Annotated in this window: 20 protein-coding genes; 15 read left to right on the top strand and 5 right to left on the bottom strand. The window is 51.9% G+C overall.

Translation table 11 applies throughout. The features are described from left to right. The first annotated feature begins 14 nt into the window (after nt 1–14). Nucleotides 15–380, top strand: a complete 366-nt coding sequence (locus tag FTO68_RS03140; protein WP_255331916.1) for a sensor histidine kinase — start codon at nt 15–17, stop codon at nt 378–380. Between the two features lie 137 nt (nt 381–517). Next, nucleotides 518–2401: a sensor histidine kinase gene (locus FTO68_RS11920; RefSeq protein ID WP_255331915.1), complete on the top strand. Its 1884-nt coding sequence runs from the start codon at nt 518–520 to the stop codon at nt 2399–2401. On the opposite strand, the gene FTO68_RS03130 is transcribed toward FTO68_RS11920, so the two are convergent. Continuing rightward, nucleotides 2376–3812, bottom strand: a complete 1437-nt coding sequence (locus FTO68_RS03130) for an aldehyde dehydrogenase family protein (RefSeq protein ID WP_255331914.1) — start codon at nt 3810–3812, stop codon at nt 2376–2378. The genes FTO68_RS11920 and FTO68_RS03130 overlap by 26 nt on opposite strands. Before the next feature lie 91 nt (nt 3813–3903). Here FTO68_RS03130 and FTO68_RS03125 point away from each other — a divergent pair, with 91 nt between their 5' ends. The 3 genes from FTO68_RS03125 to FTO68_RS03115 are packed head-to-tail and all read left to right on the top strand — an operon-like array spanning nt 3904 to nt 5996. After that, a complete protein-coding gene (locus tag FTO68_RS03125) occupies nt 3904–5421 on the top strand; it encodes an MBL fold metallo-hydrolase (RefSeq protein WP_255331913.1) in 1518 nt (505 codons plus the stop codon). Between the two features lie 32 nt (nt 5422–5453). Beyond that, nucleotides 5454–5663, top strand: coding sequence for a DUF5683 domain-containing protein (locus FTO68_RS03120; RefSeq protein WP_255331912.1), 210 nt, complete (start codon nt 5454–5456; stop codon nt 5661–5663). Nucleotides 5664–5666: 3 nt separating this feature from the next. Next, nucleotides 5667–5996, top strand: coding sequence for a DUF3784 domain-containing protein (locus FTO68_RS03115; protein WP_255331911.1), 330 nt, complete (start codon nt 5667–5669; stop codon nt 5994–5996). Nucleotides 5997–5998: 2 nt separating this feature from the next. On the opposite strand, the gene FTO68_RS03110 is transcribed toward FTO68_RS03115, so the two are convergent. Together FTO68_RS03110 and ftsA are read right to left on the bottom strand one after the other, a co-directional pair. Then, the gene (locus tag FTO68_RS03110) at nt 5999–7642 is read right to left on the bottom strand and encodes an AMP-binding protein (protein WP_255331910.1); all 1644 of its coding nucleotides are present in this window, start codon (nt 7640–7642) and stop codon (nt 5999–6001) included. A gap of 68 nt (nt 7643–7710) precedes the next feature. Continuing rightward, a complete protein-coding gene (gene ftsA, locus FTO68_RS03105) occupies nt 7711–9066 on the bottom strand; it encodes a coenzyme F390 synthetase (RefSeq protein WP_255331908.1) in 1356 nt (451 codons plus the stop codon). A 102-nt stretch (nt 9067–9168) separates the two neighbouring features. Between ftsA and mutS the strand changes: the two genes are divergently transcribed. From mutS to FTO68_RS03080, 5 genes are read left to right on the top strand one after another with little or no spacing between them, the layout of a single operon-like run. Next, the gene (mutS, locus tag FTO68_RS03100) at nt 9169–11793 is read left to right on the top strand and encodes a DNA mismatch repair protein MutS (RefSeq protein ID WP_255331907.1); all 2625 of its coding nucleotides are present in this window, start codon (nt 9169–9171) and stop codon (nt 11791–11793) included. Next, nucleotides 11794–13554 (top strand): DNA mismatch repair endonuclease MutL, encoded by a 1761-nt coding sequence (gene mutL / locus FTO68_RS03095; RefSeq protein ID WP_255331906.1) that lies wholly within the window; start codon nt 11794–11796, stop codon nt 13552–13554. A 47-nt stretch (nt 13555–13601) separates the two neighbouring features. Next, nucleotides 13602–14915, top strand: coding sequence for a protoporphyrinogen/coproporphyrinogen oxidase (locus tag FTO68_RS03090; RefSeq protein WP_255331905.1), 1314 nt, complete (start codon nt 13602–13604; stop codon nt 14913–14915). Beyond that, nucleotides 14912–15892: a glycosyltransferase family 4 protein gene (locus FTO68_RS03085; RefSeq protein ID WP_255331904.1), complete on the top strand. Its 981-nt coding sequence runs from the start codon at nt 14912–14914 to the stop codon at nt 15890–15892. The genes FTO68_RS03090 and FTO68_RS03085 overlap by 4 nt, the downstream gene beginning before the upstream one ends. Continuing rightward, on the top strand, nt 15889–16587 hold the full coding sequence (locus tag FTO68_RS03080) for a glycosyltransferase family 2 protein (protein WP_255331903.1): 699 nt from the start codon (nt 15889–15891) through the stop codon (nt 16585–16587). Before FTO68_RS03085 ends, FTO68_RS03080 begins: the two co-directional genes overlap by 4 nt. Here FTO68_RS03080 and FTO68_RS03075 read toward each other — a convergent pair. Continuing rightward, entirely contained in the window at nt 16535–17620 is a 1086-nt protein-coding gene (locus tag FTO68_RS03075; RefSeq protein WP_255331902.1) for a radical SAM protein, read from the bottom strand. The two genes, FTO68_RS03080 and FTO68_RS03075, sit on opposite strands and share 53 nt — an antisense overlap. A 248-nt stretch (nt 17621–17868) precedes the next feature. Here FTO68_RS03075 and FTO68_RS03070 point away from each other — a divergent pair, with 248 nt between their 5' ends. Together FTO68_RS03070 and FTO68_RS03065 are read left to right on the top strand one after the other, a co-directional pair. Further along, nucleotides 17869–18141, top strand: a complete 273-nt coding sequence (locus FTO68_RS03070; RefSeq protein WP_255331901.1) for a hypothetical protein — start codon at nt 17869–17871, stop codon at nt 18139–18141. Further along, the gene (locus tag FTO68_RS03065; RefSeq protein WP_255331900.1) at nt 18138–18473 is read left to right on the top strand and encodes a hypothetical protein; all 336 of its coding nucleotides are present in this window, start codon (nt 18138–18140) and stop codon (nt 18471–18473) included. The genes FTO68_RS03070 and FTO68_RS03065 overlap by 4 nt, the downstream gene beginning before the upstream one ends. 225 nt (nt 18474–18698) lie before the next feature. On the opposite strand, the gene FTO68_RS03060 is transcribed toward FTO68_RS03065, so the two are convergent. Then, on the bottom strand, nt 18699–18929 hold the full coding sequence (locus FTO68_RS03060) for a hypothetical protein (RefSeq protein ID WP_255331899.1): 231 nt from the start codon (nt 18927–18929) through the stop codon (nt 18699–18701). A 126-nt stretch (nt 18930–19055) separates the two neighbouring features. Between FTO68_RS03060 and FTO68_RS03055 the strand changes: the two genes are divergently transcribed. The 3 genes from FTO68_RS03055 (at nt 19056) to FTO68_RS03045 (ending at nt 20809) form a co-directional block, all read left to right on the top strand. Then, nucleotides 19056–20132, top strand: coding sequence for a GHMP kinase (locus FTO68_RS03055; RefSeq protein WP_255331898.1), 1077 nt, complete (start codon nt 19056–19058; stop codon nt 20130–20132). Nucleotides 20133–20266: 134 nt separating this feature from the next. Next, the gene (locus tag FTO68_RS03050; protein WP_255331897.1) at nt 20267–20584 is read left to right on the top strand and encodes a nucleotidyltransferase domain-containing protein; all 318 of its coding nucleotides are present in this window, start codon (nt 20267–20269) and stop codon (nt 20582–20584) included. A 3-nt stretch (nt 20585–20587) separates the two neighbouring features. Then, a complete protein-coding gene (locus tag FTO68_RS03045) occupies nt 20588–20809 on the top strand; it encodes a hypothetical protein (RefSeq protein WP_255331896.1) in 222 nt (73 codons plus the stop codon). Nucleotides 20810–21170 lie beyond the last annotated feature (361 nt).

Below are 21170 nucleotides of genomic sequence, written 5' to 3'. Positions count from 1 at the left end.
GGGGTCTGCTGCCTGTGATAAATGACTGCCCGGGAGTTGCCATCTATGCCGATCCGATGATTGAGAAGGTTTTTTCAAACCTGATGGATAATACGCTCCGGCATGCAGGTAAAGCAACACAGGTCCGTATTAGCTGTAATGAGACAGAAGACGGCCTTGTGATCCTCTATGAGGATGATGGGTACGGCATTTCGGATGATGATAAAGAGCTGATATTCAAACCTGGTATTGGTCAAAATACAGGTTTTGGGCTCTTCCTTGCTCGTGAGATCCTCGCAATAACCGGGATTGCCATTCGTGAGATCGGGGTATATAGTGAGGGGGCGAAATTTGAGATTCTGGTGCCAAAAGGTTTTTTTAAGGCAGGAGAGGATGCTTAAAACACTTCCTACAGACGACTACTCCTCCCTTATATCCGTTATTTTTCCTTTAGAATTTTGGTTCAATGAGAGGGAACAATAACCTTTATTCGGGTTCATGTCCTGGTATTGATACAGACCTTTTTGGTGGATATTTGGTGACCAGATCCTCATTAACAGAAGAAATACCGTTCAGCTGGCTTCTTTTTGGAAGCATAGTCCTGATTATCCTCATCATCACCGCAGTTGTCATCAATGTCAATTACCATTCCTCACGCGTTCAGCTCGAAAACACCATGCTCCTTCAACAGGAGAAGAATGAAGAAGGGCTCATCCAGTCGATGATCCTTGTTGATCGGGGCCTCCTCCTCTTTGACCAGTCCCTTGATTACAAACTCAAAGATCCAATGGATCTCTTTCTTCAGGAATATGAAAAAAGTGAGGGAGATCCAGCCAAAATCGACCTTGAAGGGCTGAAAGCATCATTTGGAAAAGGATATGAACTCTATATCATCAATGAGGCAGGGGTGATTGAGTATACTACCTATCCCCCCGATCACCTCATGGACTTTTCAGAGTATCCGCAATTCTATCGCCGCCTTACACAGATCCGTGAAGGAAATGTATTTACTTCGGATCGCATTACCAAGGATTTCTCAACCGGCATGTTCAGGAAATTTGTCTATCATCCAACCCCTGATCACTGCTATATCCTGGAGATCAGCTATATGGATGATCAGATCCAGGAGATGCGATCGGCACTCAGGTACACCGAGGCTGCAGGAAGAATTCATCAGCTGAACCCGTACCTCACTTCGATCCGCATATTCAATTTTATCGGGGATGAGGTGGGCAATTCGAGCTACACCCCCGAAGAGTGGCGTTCTGAGATCATTTCCACTGTGACTGGAACCAAAGAGACGGTCGAGATTGGGGATTATCGATCAGATATCTACACCCGCTTCCTTTTAATCGATCTCTCCTCAAATGAAAATCCTCCTGAGATGAATCTTGTTGCAGAGATGACCTACAACACGGCTCCGATCAAACAGCAGCTCCATAATCTCCTGATGCTGCATCTCCTCATTGCTGTCATCGCAATTCTGATCGGCGGCATTCTTGCGTATGCTGTGGCAGAAACGATTACTCGGCCCATTCACCGGCTCGTCAATGATACAAAAATCATATCCGGAGGTGATCTCAATCACCCAATTAAGATCGCAGGCCCCCCGGAGCTCAGGTCGCTCTCCCTTTCCATCCAGCAGATGATGGATCGGCTGAAGGATATGATGAGCCGGCTCCAGGCATCTGAAGAAGAGTTGAAGGTTCAGAACGAGGAGCTTGAGGAGCGGGTACTTGAGCGGACTGCTGATCTCACAGAAGCCCATGCGAGGGTTGGCTTCTTTTTAGACCTGATCACCCATGATATCAACAACACAAACCATACATCAATGCTGTATCTTGAACTTCTGGAATCAGAGGCTGCTCCCTCCCTTGCGCCCTATATCGAGCCACTCAGGGCTTCCCTGAAGAAGAGCGATGAGATCATCGATAATGTCGCCACGCTGCGTGAGATCCAGGATGCAGAGGCATCACTGATGCCTGTTGAAATCGCCCCAATCCTCAGAAAAGAAGCCAAAGCTGATGATCGGATCGATCTACACATGGAGGATGAAGAAATTTCTGTTTTTGCAGACTCGCTTCTCACCCAGGCAATTTCAAATATCATATCTAACAGCCTGAAGTTTGGGGGTGACGATGTCCGCGTCACAATCTCTGTTTCGACAGAGGACGATCATGTCAGGATAACAATCAACGATACCGGACCCGGCATCCCGGACGCGATGAAACCGGTTATCTTCACAAAATATACACGGGGAACTGAGAGGGTGAAGGGGAAGGGGCTTGGCCTCTTCATCGTCCATACCCTGATTGTCGATAGGTATGGTGGTTCTGTTTCAGTTGAAGATCGGGTGCCGGGCGATCCCTCGGAGGGCGTATCATTTATCATCAGGCTCAAAAAAGCCCCTGCCGGGCAATGAGGATCGTCTTCTCCTCTGTATAGGCATCAATGAAGGAGAGGCCGTTCTCACGTCCATAGCCGCTTCCCTTCACCCCGCCAAAGGGCACTTCCGGGGGGAGCTTCATATGCTGGTTCACCCAGACGATACCGGCTTGTAGCTCTTCTGCTACCTGTTCCGCAGTGTTGATCGTTTGTGTCCATATCGAGGCACCCAGTCCAAAGCGTGTGCTGTTGGCAATTTCAATGGCTTCATCCAGATCATTAGCCCGGATAACCGGGATGAGGGGACCGAAGATCTCTTCCATAAGCACCTTTGAATCAGCCGCACATCCTGTAGCAAGGGCTGGTGGGCAGAAAAACCCTTGTTCTGAAAGCCCGGCGGAGAGTTTCCCACGGAAGATGTGTGCCCCTTCGTCCTCAAGCATCTGGATTGCTTCTTCCACACCGACTCTCCCAGCTTCATTATTCAGGGGGCCGATCCGGGATGCGGGATCAATGCCGTCACCGATGACAACCTCCGGTATTGTCTGCTGAAGGCGGGATACGAATGCATCATGGATCTCATCCATTACAATCATCCGTTTTGGAGAGGTGCATATCTGGCCGCAGTTATAGAGCCTGAGTGCAAGCGCTGCATCTGCGGCTGCAACCGGGTCAACATCGGAACAGACGATCATCGGATCGTTTCCACCAAGCTCGAGTGTCAGCCGCTTCATGGTGCCGGCGGTCGCCCTGGCAATCGCCTGGCCTGTCTGGATACTGCCGGTGAATGAAATCTTCCTGACTGCATCATGCCTGATAAGTGGATCGCCCGCATCTGTCCCCTTTCCGGTTACAATATTCAGCACCCCCGGGGGCAGTCCAGCTCGCTCCATCACTTCGCCGAGTGCGAGCACCGCCATCGGCGCCTGGATCGATGGCTTCAGTACGAGTGTATTTCCCGTAACAAGTGCTGCTCCGATCTTCCAGGCAGCAATCAATATGGGCATATTCCAGGGGATGATCGCACCGCAAACCCCAAGGGGCCTCTTCTGCACCACGCCGTATCCATACCGCGGCAATGTGTCCGAATATCCGGATGTGATGAGGGATGCCGATCCTGCATAATATTCAAAGACTGCTGCTGCACCAAGCACCTCATCTTTTGCTTCACGAAGCGGCTTCCCCTGCTCGGTGGTCAGTATATGGGCGATCCGGTCTGCCTCCTGCCTGATCAGCCCCGCAGATCTGAAGAGGGCAACCCCGCGGTGGGAGTTGGGCAGCTCTTTCCATCTTCCAAATGCTTCAAAGGCAGCCTCCACCGCGAGATCGACATCCTCCTTTCCCCCTGATGGAACTTCACCCGCGGGAATGCCCTTTGCCGGGTTGGTGATACTGGTGCGTTCTCCTGAAACAGATTCGGTGAACTGATCGCCAATCATCATCTGCATACAGAGAGATCCAGGGTATGATCAGATAATAGTGGTGATCGGAACCAAAGGAGAAGATATAACGTTGAATACAATCGAAGAATAACGTAAAATGGAAGAGAAACATTCATTCATTGCCCGGATGCCTGATGAGCCGGGATCGCTTCTCAAAGCCGCAGATATCATCAGGCGGCACAACGGCAACATCAACCGTATCCAGTTCAACCGGCGGATCGATAAGAATACTGTCTTCTTTGAGATGACTGCAGGCGAAGAGAACTACCGCCAGATCCGTGAAGGGCTCCGTGAGATCGGCTATCTTCAGTCGAATATCCCTCCGGTTAACATCCTCCTCTTTCATATCTATCTCCCGACGCCGCATCGCCCCGGAGCCCTCTATGATGTCCTCACTGCCTGTGCAAAGGCAGGCGCTGATGTTGCGGAGATCGATTTTGATGATACCGGCAGACATCCTGATCGGCTGACGTTGCGCTTAAATGTTATTGAATCTCCCAGGATTCAGGAGGTCATCGACTCCATCAAGAGCCGGTACCGGCTTGAGATCCTTGAATATGAGAGCCTCGGGGGAGCACTTGACGAAACGATCTTCTATATCTGTTTTGCACAGAAGATCCGGCCCTTCATCGGTGAGGCAAATGATGAGTTCCTCCTCTCGTTACTTGGCGATCTAAACCACGTCGTTCAGGAGCTCACAAACCGGGGAGAAGATCCGCGGAGGGTATTCAACCAGATCGAGCGGATAGGAACATTCCTGACAGAAACATCCGGCGATGGGTTTTATGCCGATTACCAGCAGATTGAAACTCCAGATGGTTCATCCCTCTCCTGTATCCAGCCACCGGGCGGGGGGAGTATCTTCATCTTTGATGCCGGATCTGATCGGCTGATGATCGATACGGGATATGGGATCTATCATGCGGATATCGAGCGGATGCTTCATGAGATTGGACTGCCGGGGTACAGAGGTATATCACGGGTCATCTGCACCCATGCAGATGCCGATCACTGCGGTGCCGCGGGTCTTCTTCCGATCCCCTCATACCTCCACCATGGCACTGATGCGATCATCGAATGCAACAACCGGGGATATGGCTCCCGGAGCCAGGATCTGATCCTCGAAGCCGTCTATACGGTGATAATTAACCTCTTCTCACGATGTACTCCGCCTGTGGAGCGGGTCATCTTTCCAGAGAACCCGATGGGGAGGCGCGGGATCTTTCCGATCATCGATACCTTCTCGATCGGAGGCTTTCGGTTCGAGGTGCTTGAGAGTCTTGGCGGGCATATCTATGGACAGGTCTTCCTGCTGGCGCCGGATATCGGCCTCCTCTTCACAAGCGATGCTCTGATGAACTTCAGAAGCCTGACTTCTGACCGGCAGGAATACAACTCAATCGCGGATTTTTTAGTCACCTCGGTGAATGTCGATTCGGATCTGGCGAGGCAGGAGCGGCATGCACTCATGGCCCTTGCCGAAGAGATTGATTCGGATATGAAGAAGATTGGTGCGCGATGTTTCATCTGCGGAGGGCATGGCGCGGTATCTGTACTGGAAGACGGAAAGCTTGTTGTGTTTGGCGATATCAGCCACTACCGGCACCCTGCATAAGATTTTTCTCTTAGCAGTGGAAAGTTACTACCATGGCATCCCCCATACTGGCAGTAATCCTGTCTTTCTTTATTCCAGGCCTTGGGCAGTTCTATACAGGACAGCTCTTAAAGGCCATCGCCCTTTTTATTCTGGCGGTATTGTTTGCCGGCCTTTCAACACTCATCATCGGCATTCCATTCTACATCATCGTCTGGCTCTACAGCATGTACGATGCCTATGTCGCGGCACAGCAGGAGTGAGGTATGATCGGTGATGCACCTCTCCTCCTCCTGCTTATCATCGAGTTCATCGCAGTGGTCTTCTTTGCTCTTGGGTACCTGATCAAATACCGGAAGCAGACGAGCCTGATTGCCGGTTTTGATAGAAAGACCACTGCTGACCCGGATGGACTGATCGCATGGATCGGAAACAGCCTGCTCGCACTTGCTGTGGCTGCTGCTGCCATCTTTCTTCTGCTTCTGCTCCTTCCAGAGTATGCACTGTTCATATTCTTCATTTATACGGCAGGAATCATTCCGATTGCTGCGATCGTCGTCGCCCTTCGGGCGCGGACCTTTGATAAAAAAGAGTAATATCAGTTGGAGTTGTATTTCTCCAGCTCCATCTGCCTGAGTTCTTTCCTTTTGATCTTTCCGGAGATTGTCTTTGGGAGATCGTTTACAAATTCAATGGCACGGGGATACTTGTATGGTGCAGTGACGTGCTTCACATAATTCTGGATCTCACGGATGAGCTTGTCTGAAGGTTCAAATCCGTCATTTAAGATAACAAACGCCTTTACGATTGTTCCCCTGACACGGTCGGGCACACCAACAACCGCAGACTCTTTCACAGCCGGGTGTTCAAGGAGGGCTGATTCCACTTCAAAAGGACCGATCCTGTACCCAGAACTCTTAATGACATCATCGTCCCTTCCGACAAACCAGAAATACCCGTCTTCATCCATCGTCGCCTTATCTCCGGTGTAGTAGAAATCGCCGATAAAGACATCTTTTGTTGCCTCCTCGTTATCGAGGTAGCCTTTGAAGAGCCCGATTGGACGTGGATTTGTTCGAATAGCTATCGTTCCGATCTCACCCTGAGCAACAGGCTTGTTCTCTTCATCATGAAGTTCGATCTCCCATCCGGGTGATGGCCTTCCGATTGAGCCTGGTTTTGGCTCCATGCAGGGGAAGGTTCCGATACAGAGCACTGTTTCGGTCTGTCCGTATCCTTCGTAGATCGTCACCCCGGTGGCCTCTTTCCAGACCTTGATCACTTCAGGATTCAATGCTTCTCCGGCACTGACACAATGCCGAAGCTGCGAGAGATCGAATGCATCAAGGTCTGCGAGGATCATCATCCGAAAGATCGTCGGTGGTGCACAGAAGGTGGTGATCTCGTACTTCTCGAGCAGCGGGATGATCTCTGTGGGATTGAATTTTGTCCTGATATCGTAGACAAAGACGCATGCACCGCAGATCCATGGACCAAAGAACTTCCCCCACGAGGATTTTGCCCACCCGGTATCGGCAAGCGTCAGATGGAGATCATTGTCCCGGAGATCGTACCAGTACTTACCTGTGATCGCATGCCCGAGCGGATAGCCATGATCGTGGATCACCATCTTTGGCTCACCGGTTGTGCCGGAGGTGAAGTATATCACCATCGGATCGGTTGATTTGGTCTTTCTGCCGCCAGAGAAAGGAGCGAGGCGGTACGATGCCGGTGCTGGGTAATTCAGCTCCACAGGATAGCTGATCCAGTTTGGAAGCTCCCCATCAACAACAAATCTCAATTCAAGCGAAGGGCAGTCTTCACAGATCTCTTCCACTTTCCAGGCGTTCTCGACATCTGTTATGATCATCTTGAACTTGCCGAGGTTCACACGGTATTTCAGATCCTTTGGAGTGAGCATTGTCGGGCATGGGCAGAATATCACCCCGAGTTTAATTGCAGCCAGCGCAAATGTCCACCATTCCGGGATCCTCGGGAGCATAATCAGGATCCGGTCGCCTTTTCCAAGGTTGCGCTTGATGTACATATTGGCGATCTGGTTGGAGAGGTTCATCAGGTGGCGGAAGGTATAGTACTTCTCTTCCCCATTCTGGTTCACCCAGATCATTGCGAGTTTATTCCTGTCTTTTTCTGCCATTGCGTCAATTGCATCAAACCCGAAGTTATAGTATTCCGGCACTTCGACGCGAAAGTCCGTGTAGCCCGTTTCGTAATCGGGCATATTCGGCTCCATATTCAACATGAACAGATGTATTCGTTATTATTCATCTTGAATCAGATGGTTTTGGTTCAGCGCCTGTCAACGACCCGCTTTGGCCTCCCCTGCACCTTATAGAGCTCCAGCTCCCCGGGTCCTGTGAAGTGGAAGAGCATCTCAAGCGATCCATTGATATATGACTCACGGAGCTCTGGCTTGAACCTGAAGAATGCCTTCCTGAATGTCTCCTGAATGAGTGAGATATCCGTATTTGCAGGATCAGTGCATTCAAGGCTGACACGGAGAACTGTTGAGTCTGTCTCCCTCCCACCATAGAGGAATGCCTCATACTCTCCGGTGAGGTACTGCATATTATCCGGCTGGAAGACTCCCCGCTCGATATCGACACGATTGAAGGAGAGATCTTCCACAAAGAACCGCTCCCCCTCCCGCTCGGGTGTCTTGATCCGAAGCGATGTCCTCCCGCAGGAGCACTTCTCCCGTGAGACGACTGCGGTTGCATCCTCGGTATCATAGTTGATCAGGAGTGTTCCGCACCGCTCTCCGACAGGCAGAAGTTTTGTCAGGATGATCCGTCCGTACTCTCCATCAGGAACAAACTGGTCCATCCGGGGATTGTAGAGGTCCATGTGGATGAGATCTTCTGGCACATGGAGGCCGGCTTTTGCCACACACTCCCCGCACATCGTCCCCTCGGTACTCCCGTAGGTATTGTAGACCTCACAGTCCCAGAGTGTGCTGAGGTATTTCCGCGAAGCCTCGGCAAAACTCTCTCCCCCGACGACAAGCCGCTCGATACCGGACTCTTTTGGATCGATCCCATCCGCCTCAAGCCGCCGTGCAAGCCTGATCAGTTTAAAAACCGACCCGATCACAACAGTCGGCTTGTAGTTCCTGATTATCCTGATCGGAAATGTGCATTTTCCTGCGGGGATGATGGTCGTGCCTGTCCGGCGTGCTGCAAGGGTCATCATGTTTGCCCCGACATTCATCCCATAACTGGCACAGACGACGACGCGATCACCTTTTGATATGCCATATGAACGGAAGATCCTGGCATATTTTTCCGAGTAGCGGAGCCAGTCCTGCCAGGTTAAGAAGAATGCCTTGGGGTTGCCGGTTGTGCCGCTCGTCTCATGGATTGTGTAGATCTCATTCATCTTTGCTGAGAGGAACTGGAAGGAATCGGTCAGTGGAGGCTGGTTGTTTCTAATCGTATGGCCGGAGATGATCGGGAGTTGTAGCAGATCCTCATGTTCCCGGATATCTGAAATATTGATCGAATGTTCCCGGAACCATTTTCTATAAAATGGCGAATTGTCATTTGCATACTGTATGGTATACCGGACACGCTCGTCGATGACTGCGTCAAGATCATCACGAGGCATCGTCTCGATTGCTTTTCTGAAGAATCCAATGCTGCCCATATGAGAAATCATGGCATGGAAGGCGATAATTCTTCGCATAGGATCCGGATTGGTGATCACTGATCGTTGATTATTTCTGGAGAGAGATGCGATCAGGTACATATGTCGAAGCCCAGACGGCTGACACCTGCCATGCAGCAGGTGGAGGATATGAAGAACCAGTACCCGGGCTGTATCCTCTTTATGCGGATGGGTGATTTTTATGAGACCTTTTACGAGGATGCGGAGATCTGTGCCCGGGAGCTTGGCATTGTTCTGACCTCACGGTCAGCTGATCCGGATGGCAAGCCAATTCCACTGGCTGGCGTACCCTATCATGCAGCAGAGGCATACATTCCCCGCCTGGTGCGGAGAGGGTACCGGGTTGCGGTCTGTGAACAGGTTGAAGATCCAAAGAAAGCAAAAGGGGTGGTGAAACGGGATGTCGTCTGTGTCCATACACCGGGATGCACAGTCGATCCATCGATTGTCGATGCACCTGATTCCCGGTACCTGATGGCGCTCCTCCCTGACCGGAAAGCCGAATCCTTTGGTATTGCGATCCTTGAGATAACAACCGGTGAGTTCTCTCTCCGCGAGATTTCAAAACGCGAAGGATATGAGGGGATTGCGTCTGTCATCGAGTCCTCGCGACCGGCAGAATGCCTGATTCCGGAGAGAACAGATCCGGAGATTCTCCGTCTTCTCGAATCATATTTTGTTCTGGCAACAAATCGGCATCCCGGAGAATTTGATCCATCAGATGCAAACTCTCTTCTCTGCCGCCATTTTGGTGTTGCAACCCTTGAAGGCTTTGGGATTGTTGAGATGCCGCTTGCCGTGGGAGCAGCTGGTGCTGCCCTCTCCTATGCAATTGCCACCCAGAAGAACGCTCTTCCCCATCTCTCTGAGATCAGGCTCATGCATGCATCAGATCGTATGATTCTGGATGCTGTTACCCAGAGAAACCTTGAGATCACCCGTTCAATTGGAGGGGAGCGATCAAAAGCAACCCTGATTTCAACCCTTGACTCAACAAAGACTCCGATGGGGAGACGGGCACTCTCCTCTGAGATCACAGCCCCTCTCACCAGCAAAAAGGCGATCAATGACCGGCTGGATATGGTGGAATGGCTGATTGGATCGCCGTTGATCAGGGCCGATATTCTCGACTATCTTGCGAGCTGCGGTGATATCGAACGGATATCAGGTAGGATTGCAATTGGAAATGCCTCTCCACGCGATCTGATTTCACTGGCTCTTTCCCTTGATGCTGTCAGGGGGATCGCGTGCGCTCTGGAAGGTGTAATCCCTCCCCTGATGGAAGAACTTGCCGGGGAGATTGGGAGCTTTGATCAGACTATTTCCCTCATCAGATCCGCAATAGCGGATGATCCGCCCCTTCTTGTCAGGAACGGGGGTGTCATCCGCAATGGATATGATCCGGATCTGGATTCTCTCAGGAATACGGCAGGATCCGGGCGTGACTGGATCCTCTCGCTCCAGCAGTCCGAGCGCGAACGGACCGGGATAAAATCATTGAAGATCGCCTATAACCAGGTCTTTGGGTACTATATCGAGGTGACAAAACCAAACCTCAGCCGTGTTCCGCCCGAATATGAGAGGAAACAGACGACAGCGTCAGGTGAGCGGTTCACCCTCCCCTCTCTCCGTGAGTATGAACGGACGATCGCGACTGCAGATGACCGGGCGCTAGCCCGTGAGGCCGAACTCTATCTCGATCTGATTGAGCAACTCCGGCCGCAGGTGCCTTCATTTCAGGCAGCGGCACGGGCAGTCGGGATGATCGATCTCCTCCTCTCCTTTGCAGATGCTGCTGCCAGAAGGGGCTATGTGCGCCCTGCTTTAACAGACGGCTCCTCTATTGTGATCCGGGGCGGGCGGCATCCGGTGGTTGAGGAGAGTGTGCAGTCCGGTTTTGTTCCAAATGATACCGAAATGGATAGTGAAGGCGATCAGATCCTGATTCTGACTGGTGCCAATATGGCAGGAAAATCGACCTATATGCGTTCGGTTGCCCTCATCTGTATCATGGCACAGTCGGGATCCTTTGTCCCTGCAGATCTTGCAGAGATCAGCCTCTGTGACCGGATTTTCACCCGTGTCGGTGCATCAGATGATCTTGCAGGGGGGCAGAGCACCTTCATGGTGGAGATGGTTGAACTCGCATACATCCTCAGGCATGTGACCGAAAGAAGCCTGGTGATTTTGGATGAGATCGGGAGGGGCACAAGCACCGTTGACGGATACAGCATTGCACGATCCGTGCTTGAGTTTCTCCATGGCAGGCGTTCATCCGGTCCAAAGACACTTTTTGCCACCCACTTTCACCGGCTTGTCGAGGTCGAGAGCGAGCTGAAGCGGGTCAGGAATTACCATTTCGCGGTACGGGAGACTGATGATGAGATCACCTTCCTCAGAAAGCTGATCCCCGGTGCAACCGACCGGAGTTATGGTATCCATGTCGCCCGGCTCGCCGGAGTGCCCGGGAAGGTACTTGATCGGGCCCGCACCATCCTCCGGGAGACACTAGCCGAAGAGGAGCGGGCTGAGGCACCTGGAAAACAAAAGCCCCGCTACACACAACTTCTCCTGATGGATTCCGGTTCAGTTGAGAAGCAGAATCATCCGGTCCTCTCTGAGCTTTCGTCTCTCGATATCGATACGATGAGCCCGATCGAAGCATTGAACCGGTTAGCAGAACTGAAGAAAAAGGCTGGTGAATAAATGGCAGACCCGACAATCCATCTCCTTGATGAAGAGACGATCTCCCATATCGCGGCAGGAGAGGTGGTGGAGCGGCCGGCATCTGTTGTGAAGGAGCTTGTGGAGAATGCAATTGATGCAGGAGCAACACGCATCCGTGTCCATATAAAGAGCGATAGTACAGAAATCCGGCGGATAACCGTGATTGATGATGGCAGGGGAATGTCGCCGGAAGATGCACCGCTTGCATTCCGGCAACATGCAACCAGTAAGATCAGGACTGCCGGGGATCTCGCGGAGATCAGCACTCTTGGATTCAGAGGTGAGGCGCTTGCGAGTATCGCCGCAGTCTCTGAAGTCACTCTTACGAGCAGGAGGCGGGAGGATGTCGCCGGGATCAAAATAACGCTCTCCGGGGGGTTGATCACCGATCTCTCTGAATGTGCCGCCCCGCCTGGTACCATGATCGAGGTTGGTTCTCTCTTCTTTAACACTCCGGCACGCAGGAAATTTCTGAGGACTGTCTCAACAGAGCTTGCGCATGTCTTCGACCTGATGGAGCGATCAGCTCTCTCTCACCCGGAGATCTCATTTCAATTGATGCATCAGGAGAAAGAGAAGTTTGCAACTTCCGGCAGAGGGGATCTGCCTGACACGATCCAGAGCCTTTTTGGTGGCGATCTCGCACGTATTCTCATCACCCTCTCTCCGCTCAGAGGTGAAATGCCGGTTGTGGGATATGTCGCATATCCACTCGGATCACGGACAACCAGGAATCAGATCTACATCTCGGTGAATGGACGACAGATTGCTTCTCCATCCCTTGTCAGGGCGATACGGGATGGATTTGGAACAAGCCTTGCGAAAGGCGAATACCCGTTTGCCGTGATCGACTGCAGGATTAATCCGGGTGAAGTGGATGTGAATGTGCATCCAACGAAGCGTGAGGTAAAATTCTCATCAGAGAGGCAGGTGGTGGATGCGGTGAGGACGACCGTCTGGTCTGCGGTGACGGAGAAGGGCCAGGAACAGCAGATTATTCAGGCAGCCATTCAGAGGCCTCTATCGGGAGAGAGGGATGCGGCTCCCCAGCTGACCATATCCCAGCCGGTTGTATCAGAAGGATCAGCTACCTATGGCAGATCCGATCGCCAGCTCCGCCAGACTGCGCTTACCGGATCGCCCGCACCTGTCCCCGCGGATGCCACGCCGGTCTACAGGGTACTCGGGCAGGTGGATGGGACGTATATCGTTGCCACTGGAGCAGATGAAGAGCTTGTTATCATCGACCAGCATGCTGCCCATGAGAAGATCGTCTTTGACCAGCTCCAGCAGAGAGATGGTGAGTCTTCTGCATTCCAGCATCTTCTCGTTCCGGTGATTGTGTCGCTCTCAAGAAAGGATGCCGCACTCGTAATGGATGCCAGTGAGGATCTCCGATCGGCAGGTTTTGTGATCGAGGAGTTTGGCGGCGATACCTTTGCAGTACAGGCGGTGCCTGCAGGTCCGGTGAAGCTGGATGATCCAGGTGAGGTTACATCACTTCTCCTCGAGGTGATCGAGGGTATCCGGGGACCGGCCGGGGAGCGGAGGATGCGTGTCTTCAAAACCATTGCATGCCGGGCTGCCATCAAAGGGAATACCCGTCTCTCGCAGGAACAGATGGAACGGCTTGTACACCAGCTCATTCTTGCAGGGCCGCCCTACGCCTGTCCACATGGACGGCCCGCTCTTGTCAGGTTCGGGTCAGCCGATCTTGAGCACCTCTTCAGGAGACGATAGGTGATTTCGGACAAATCCATATTAGCGACCTCATCATATGATATAGTGTGAGATGGGCTATTCTCGGTGGTGGGCTCACAGGCGTCACACTCTCCCGGCTCCTGCAGCAGGCAGGGGAAGAGGCAATCGTTTTCGAGAAAGAGGATAGGATCGGCGGTTTATGCCGCTCGGAATCAGCGGATGGATTTACTTTTGACATCGGCGGATCGCATATCATCTTCTCGCGGAACGAGACTGTGCTCTCGTTTATGAATGATCTCCTCTCTTCAAACAAGGCAGAGCGAAAAAGGAATACCAAAATCTTCTATAAAGGCCTGATGGTCACCTATCCATTTGAAAACGGCCTCTATGAACTTCCAAAAGAGGATCTCTTCTACTGCATCAGCGAATATATCAAAACGATCATCGCCGCGGAGAAGGGCGAGATCCCGGCACCTCGGAACTTCAGGGACTGGATTCTTGGCACCTTCGGACGTGGAATCGCAGACTGCTACCTGAATCCGTATAACGAGAAGATCTGGAATTTCCCGACTGAACGGATGTCAGCGCACTGGATGGAGGGACGGGTGCCCCGGCCGCCGGTTGATGATATCATCAGATCTGCAATCGGCATCCCGACTGAAGGGTACACCCACCAGTCGGTCTTCACGTACCCGATTGAGGGGGGAATAGAATCGATTGTGAAGGCTATTTCTGAGCCTGTGCAGGATTGTATTGTGACAGGCTATTCTGTTTCGTCTCTCCGGAAGAGGGACGGACAGTGGGTGATCAGCGATGGAACAACCGATTATACCGCTGATCGGGTGATATCCACAATCCCGCTCCAGCATCTTCTACCATGCCTGGATTATGTTCCGGAAGAGGTGCAGAGGGCCTGCGATGCGCTGAGATATAATTCGCTTATCAGCGTCTGTATCGGGTTTTCCGGTTCTGCGCCACCCCTTTCCTGGGTGTATATCCCGGATGCTGAAAGCGGTTATTTCAACCGGATCTCCTTCCCCTCAAACTACAGCGATGCTGTTGCCCCGGCAGGGCATGCATCAGTGCTCGCCGAGATCACCTATAATGAAGGGGATGCCATCTCCAGGCTCACCGATATGGAGATTCTTGATGATACGATCAGGAGCCTCGTGCAGATGGGTGTCATACCAGCAGATGCCAGTATCGCCCATAGTTCGGTGTATAGGTCGAAATTTGCCTATGTGGTCTATGATCTCGATTACCTGGAGAATATCTCCGTTGTCCGTTCGTTCCTGAAGGAGCAGGGGATCGATCTCGTCGGGCGGTTCTCTGAGTTTGAGTATCTGAATATGGATGGGTGCATCCAGAGCGCCTTTTCGTTTATGGAGCGACATTCATGAGAGCAAACATCTTTGTCGAGGATATCTTCTTCTTTAAATACATCGGCTGTTCAACACTTGCAAAGACCCTGTACCGGCAGATCGATCATCGTGTTCACCATGAGATCTCATGGAACTCCTATAATGCAGATTTCGATCTGGTGCACTACCATAGTTTCGGCCCGATGGCGCTGACCCACCGCTCCTATACCAAGGGAGTGAAGGTCTTAACCGCACACTCCACCCCGCGGCTGAATGATGGAAACGTTGCCTTCTCCACCTTCATTAATAACCAGTATCCGAAGATCTATGGCAAATTCGATCACATCATTGCAATAACGCCCCCAAGCCTCCGTGAGATCCAGGAGATGCTCCCTGATATGCCGACAACCCTCATTCCAAACGGGGTGAACCGGGAGAAATTCTATCCTGATAATGAGAAGGGAAGACGGTTCCGTCGATGCATCGGCGTTTCTGATGAGGCAACGGTTGTCCTGACGGTTGCCCAGGAGACACCGAGGAAAGGGATTTATGACTTCCTGAAGCTTGCACGGATGATGCCGGATATCACCTTTGTCTGGGTGGGGGGCTATCCATACAGCGTATTATCAAAGGATTATGCAAAGATCGAGATGATGAAACGGAGCTCGGGGAAGAACGTGATCTTCACCGGTTTTGTGCCCGATATCACCGAGGCATATGCTGGTGCGGATATCTTCCTGCTCCCCTCATATGCTGAAATCATGCCGATGGTGCTCCTTGAGGCGCTTGCAACCGGCGTGCCGGTGGTGGCACGGGATATCCCTGAGTTTCGGGAAGTATTTGGCGATGCGTCACTCCTCTTTTCTGATATTCATGAAGCAGCAGGGTTCATGAGAGATGAGACCGCTCTCCGGCGGCTCAAGGGTATCTCCCGCCCCTTTACCGAGCGCTTTGATATCGGACGCATTGCAGATGAACACCTGAATACCTATAGAAGGCTCATAGAGGAAGCATGATCTCGGTTATTGTTCCAACCTATAATGAAGAGTCGAATATCGAGGGGTGTTTACAGAGCCTCTCCAACCAGTCAATTCCCCGTTCCGAATATGAGATCATCGTCGTCGACGGGAACTCAAAAGACCGGACACGGGAGATTGCAGAAAAATATGCGGATCTCGTCTTCATCCAGACCTCGAAAAAGGTAGGTGGTGCACGAAACGACGGTGCGGAGGCATCAAAGGGTGAGATCATTGCAACCACCGATGCAGACTGTATCATTCCACGGGACTGGATTGCCAGGATCGGGAAAGGCTTCTCTGATCCGGCAGTTGTCCAGCTCTACGGGCTTGTCGAGCCGATCGAGCCCGGTATCAGGCACAAGATATCGCTTGCCCTTGCAAATGCCTTCTCACGGCTCGGCTACTATACCCACACTCTCTACTACACCCTCGGCTGCAATACGGCATTCCGGCGGGAAGCGTTCTTCGAGGCAGGGATGTACCGCACCATCGATGCCGGAGACGATCTTGAGATTGCACGCCGGATGCGCCTCCTTGGACGCGTGAAGCTGGATGGGAAGCTCAGGGTGAAGTTCTCGATGCGGCGGTACGTGCAGTTTGGGACACTGAAGTCGCTGTATGAGTGGTTGTACATCACGATCAAGGGCGGGGATGACGAGAAGTACCAGTACTCGAAGCGGGAGTATAAGTGAGGGAGGAGAGCCGCCCCTGCACACTCCCCCCAACCACCAGATACGCCCCTGCCCGTTTCATCACAACACCCGCCTCCCTGAGCATCGTTTCTGTCACCGTCCGCCCGGCACTTCTCATGGTGATAACCCTCTCAGCTGCCTTTGGGCCGATCCCGGGTACCCTGATCAGTTCCTCCCTTGATGCTGACAATGGATCGATCCTGATTCTTCCGGCACAATTGATCTTCGGATCGCCCGGCAGGAGCCTCCCCTCCTCGTCAATGGCAGAAGCGGTCTCATCCGGCGAATACCCATAGTCCCGCACCAGCGCATCGACCGCATAGAGGCTTTTCATCCGGGCGGGGTTTGCCGGGGCAGCTGCGGCAAGCGGAGTGCCGGGGAGGGGTACAAGCCCCGAATAGTAGATGCTGGCAGGTGATAAATCCCGGTACTCGCGGTGCATGAAGGAGATAATTTCATCATCTGTCTCGGCTGCCGCTCCGACAACAATCTGGGTGGTATGGCGGCCCGGGGCGGCCTCGGCTACCCATGCATGCCGCCGCAGCAGATCTGATTCATAGTTCTTCACAGATGCGATCTCAGAGAGTCTATCCTTACTCACCGCTTCGAGATTGATGCTGATCCGGTTTGCGAGCTTCGCCGCCTCATTGATATCGGTCCGGAGGGCGCCTGGCACCACCTCTAGGTGCAGGTAGCCGGCAAACCCTCCCCGCCGCATGAGGGTGGCAGCCTCGATCAGGTCATCCATGCTCTCCTGGCAGTCGCGGGGGATCCCGGTTGAGAGGAAGAGGCCGGTGATCCTGCCGCTCTTCCAGAGTGTACATATCAGCTCTGCCAGCTCCTTCGGGGCAAATGCCGGCGCATTCTCCCTCTGGCAGATCCCGCAGTATGCGCAGTCGAAGCTGCATCTGCCATGCAGCAGCATCTTCAGGTACCCGCCTCTCACCATGGCGGACTCTCTCCCGGAATCTGCTGCTGCCAGATCAAAGCAGGATCGGGAGAGTGCCTGAAGTTTTCGGAGTTGTTCTGACATCCTGTTGACTATTCTTATCCCAACCCATATAATGTCAGAGAACGGGGGGCGAAAGTGATCAGGATCAGATCAGAAATGCTATCTCTCGCGGAAAATTGTTCGGGAGATTCATCCCATTGAAAAAAAACGTGAAGTGGAGCCGGAAAAGGGCTGCTACTGGCTCCTGTATCACCATATTTCACATACCCTTGCAGCATTCCGGTGTATCGGGTATTGGTTATATATATGTATATATCACACAATTCTGTATGTCAGCTGTACGTTCCTCGACACACTCCCCCACACTTGATACGATCCGGATGATCGAGGAGTTCGTTCAGGAGCATAGCGGTGAATACCGGCGGCGAGCCCTCTGGTCCTCTCTTCCACGGAAAATGATGTACCAGACCTTCAAAACAGCAATTGATTACCTGATTGAATCAAACAAGATTGCCCTTGATGCCAATAATGCGGTCTGCTGGATCTTTGATCCTGAACTCGCCCGATATTACATGGCGCGTGAAGAATTACGGATTCGATGAAAGCAACCCTTTTCTTTGCTGATGAGAAGGTCAAAAATGCTTTCAATAAATTGAAGACATCCTCAAAATCTTGTGATAGGGAGCTGCTTACTCTCCTTGAGAATGCATTTGATGCTTTATCTGAAAATGCATTCTGTGGAGTACAGGTTCCAAAAGGACTGATTCCCAAGACCTATCGGAAACGAAATGGAGCATTGAAAAATCTCTGGAAATATAATCTCAATCGTTCCTTACGATTACTTTACACAGTTGCAAGTGATGGAGATACAATCGTGGTGATCATCGAATGGTTAGATCACACAGCTAATGATCGGCGTTTTGGTTATTCATAAAGAAGCATAAAATATGAACAAACCTCCTGTTAAATGAATATCTCCACAAGATCGATTCTGAAACTCATATCCCCCATGGATATATCACTTACTATCGCCGTATATTGCCGAACAAGCATGAGGCGTCATCCTATCCTACCAGCAGGGCAACTCCGGAAGAGCAGGGAAGAGTCTGTGAGCGGAGCAAAACGAAGTGCAGCGGAGACGAACAGTCTCGACCGATCTTCATATCAACAGATTGACCGTTGAGATATGCATTGTGTCAGTCAGTCTATTTCCTCCCGCATCACACGCCTCGTGCACTTTCGAAGCATTCGCACTTGATATCCAGGATCCAGAGAGGAGCATCTTCAGATACCTGCTATTAAATCTCCTGCATCCATTCTCACCTTCAGTCAGTGTGACATCAAAACAGGTCATCGAAAGGCGATGGAGTTTCCTGAGCTGTTCTGACATCCTGTTGATTATTCTTATCCCGACCCATATAATGTCAGAGAACGGGGGGCGAAAGTGATCAGAACCCCGTAAAGACCATATCAGAAAGACTATCATCCTGAATAGGGAATCGTAATGGGATATACCATGCCAACGATGAAGATCCGTGGGGGTGACCTTGACCTTGTCGAGTATGAGTTCATGGCATTTGCTCCCGGAGAGGAGATCAGGACATGCGATCTTGAAGGAACGGTGACCCCCTCGCCACAGAAAGGCACCTTCACAGCAATTGCCCCTGCCCGGATTCACCTGACCGTCTTTGATATGAACCGGTTTGCACCCGGCCACCCCGGTGGCGGAGGTCTTGGATTTGCACTCAAACTCTATTGCGAAGCAAAGATTGCATGTCAGCCTGAAGGAATTGCCATCAACCATCCGCGTGAGGCGATCATCCGCCACTTCCTCATTGCCTTTTCAAAAGCAGTCGGCTACACGGGCGGCTTCTCGGTCACCGCAGCCGATCATGGAAAGGAGCATGTGGGGCTCGGCTCGACAAGCACGCTCCTCACGGTCGTCGGCCATGCGGCAAATGCAGCCCTCGGCTCTCCACTCACCGCTGACCAGATCAGGATGCTTATCGGTAATAACTATGTCGAGGAGACCGACACTGGCGATGTGGTCTATGGATTTGAGACCGGCGTCGGGCCCGCTGTCTCCACGCACGGCGGTATTGGTGTGATGGGTGACTGCCTCACTCTTGTCTACCACCATTCCTTTGCAGAAGACAAGAACGTCTATATCGTCATCCCGCCATCCGGAGTCTCCAGTGCAGGCGAACACGAGTTCGATCTCCTGATGACAAAAGCCCGGACACTCGACTACCGGGATCGCGAACTGAAATCCTACATGATGCTGATGGACTTCATCCCGGCAGTTGAACGCGGTGACTTAAAGGCGATGGGCGATATCATGTGGGAGATCGAGTTTAGGGGCTCAAAACGGGCCGAGGTTGAACACCACAGCTTCGCCCTCTACGAGTACATGAGCCGCCTCCGCGAAGCCGGGCTTGAGTTTGTCGCGATGAGCTCGGTCGGCCCCGCCGTTGCGATCATCACTGACAGGACAGAAGAGGAGATGCAGGCAATTGTGCAGCAGATCGGCCTTGAGATTGCGGTTACAACCGAAATCGATAACGAGGGTGTGAAGGTGATCCCCCCGGCGTGAGGGGGTGACCCGGATCAATCTCTCCATTTACTCAGATCGGGAAGAACTGATCGAAAATAAGAAACTTTAGTCTTATTTTAAGTCTGATACTGGGAATACCACATATACTCATCAGGAGTACTATCTTTCATCCTATGATACGGCAGATCCGTCCGGTTATTAAGTTATATGCAGACAGGGCACGAGCCGCATATGGTGGTGCGATTGAAGAGATCCTTCTCTTTGGATCTGTCGCACGGGGAGACGATCATCAGGACTCTGATATCGATATTCTTGTCATTACCCAGGCTGATAACCGGGAAGTCCGCAGTAAGCTCATCGATCTTGCTTTTGATCTCCTGCTTGAGACTGAGGAATACATCTCAGTTAAAGTAATCCCAAGAGCTCTGGTTGAAGAACGACGTCATCATCTGTTCTTCAGGAACGTCTATGCTGACGCAATTGCGGTATGAGTGATGAAACAAGACGATATTTCTGCAATCGGATTACACTATATTCGGACTGGTGAGCTAGCAGTTGAACATGGCCGTGCACTCAACCGCATTGAGATCCTCAGAGAAGAAGTCGATTATACGATCTTCAACCGGATAACCATGGAAGATGTATCAATCGTTATCTCACAGGCTCATGCTTTTATCGAGCAGGTTGAGCGGATCATCACTACCGGGACAGAATAAAGACTCTTCTCCAAAATTCTGATCACCAGATTTTTTCTGAATTCTTCGGAACGTGGGAAAAGATCCCGCTGCAGCAACCAAAATAATCAGGAGTGACGAAAGCAGGTGCGGCGCGGGTATCGGGGGGCGGGGTCAGGGAAAGAAACAGGCTGGCAGAGGTGATAAGCCCTTGCTCATCAGAGCAACCTGAAAGGCGATTCCGAAGGAATCGGGGCATATCTCCTCTGAAAGCCAGACGGAGCATCCTCGCCCCTCCCCGCGCCAGCATCTGCGGCCGCCCAGTACAACCTCCCTTGCGAAGCATGTGCGGACGGGGCAGTGGGCGGTGGGGGCTTTTGCCACACGAGTACCAGAGCCCCCT

The organism is Methanocalculus taiwanensis (assembly GCF_024372745.1).
GTDB classification, from domain to species: domain Archaea; phylum Halobacteriota; class Methanomicrobia; order Methanomicrobiales; family Methanocorpusculaceae; genus Methanocalculus; species Methanocalculus taiwanensis.
The sequence above is the reverse complement of the archived record's forward strand: the minus strand, read 5'-3'. Positions and strand labels throughout refer to the sequence as shown.

Excerpts from the sequence above, each read along its gene's own strand:
- FTO68_RS03080 (WP_255331903.1), top strand. The coding sequence starts at position 15,889 with ATGATCTCGGTTATTGTTCCAACCTATAATGAAGAGTCGAATATCGAG.
- FTO68_RS03050 (WP_255331897.1), top strand. The coding sequence starts at position 20,267 with ATGATACGGCAGATCCGTCCGGTTATTAAGTTATATGCAGACAGGGCA.
- FTO68_RS03055 (WP_255331898.1), top strand. The coding sequence starts at position 19,056 with ATGCCAACGATGAAGATCCGTGGGGGTGACCTTGACCTTGTCGAGTAT.
- FTO68_RS03085 (WP_255331904.1), top strand. The coding sequence starts at position 14,912 with ATGAGAGCAAACATCTTTGTCGAGGATATCTTCTTCTTTAAATACATC.
- FTO68_RS03075 (WP_255331902.1), bottom strand. The coding sequence starts at position 17,620 with ATGTCAGAACAACTCCGAAAACTTCAGGCACTCTCCCGATCCTGCTTT.
- FTO68_RS03070 (WP_255331901.1), top strand. The coding sequence starts at position 17,869 with ATGTCAGCTGTACGTTCCTCGACACACTCCCCCACACTTGATACGATC.
- mutS (WP_255331907.1), top strand. The coding sequence starts at position 9,169 with ATGTCGAAGCCCAGACGGCTGACACCTGCCATGCAGCAGGTGGAGGAT.
- ftsA (WP_255331908.1), bottom strand. The coding sequence starts at position 9,066 with ATGGGCAGCATTGGATTCTTCAGAAAAGCAATCGAGACGATGCCTCGT.
- FTO68_RS03120 (WP_255331912.1), top strand. The coding sequence starts at position 5,454 with ATGGCATCCCCCATACTGGCAGTAATCCTGTCTTTCTTTATTCCAGGC.
- FTO68_RS03125 (WP_255331913.1), top strand. The coding sequence starts at position 3,904 with ATGGAAGAGAAACATTCATTCATTGCCCGGATGCCTGATGAGCCGGGA.
- FTO68_RS03065 (WP_255331900.1), top strand. The coding sequence starts at position 18,138 with ATGAAAGCAACCCTTTTCTTTGCTGATGAGAAGGTCAAAAATGCTTTC.
- mutL (WP_255331906.1), top strand. The coding sequence starts at position 11,794 with ATGGCAGACCCGACAATCCATCTCCTTGATGAAGAGACGATCTCCCAT.
- FTO68_RS03115 (WP_255331911.1), top strand. The coding sequence starts at position 5,667 with ATGATCGGTGATGCACCTCTCCTCCTCCTGCTTATCATCGAGTTCATC.
- FTO68_RS03045 (WP_255331896.1), top strand. The coding sequence starts at position 20,588 with ATGAAACAAGACGATATTTCTGCAATCGGATTACACTATATTCGGACT.
- FTO68_RS03130 (WP_255331914.1), bottom strand. The coding sequence starts at position 3,812 with ATGCAGATGATGATTGGCGATCAGTTCACCGAATCTGTTTCAGGAGAA.
- FTO68_RS03110 (WP_255331910.1), bottom strand. The coding sequence starts at position 7,642 with ATGCCCGATTACGAAACGGGCTACACGGACTTTCGCGTCGAAGTGCCG.
- FTO68_RS03060 (WP_255331899.1), bottom strand. The coding sequence starts at position 18,929 with ATGTCAGAACAGCTCAGGAAACTCCATCGCCTTTCGATGACCTGTTTT.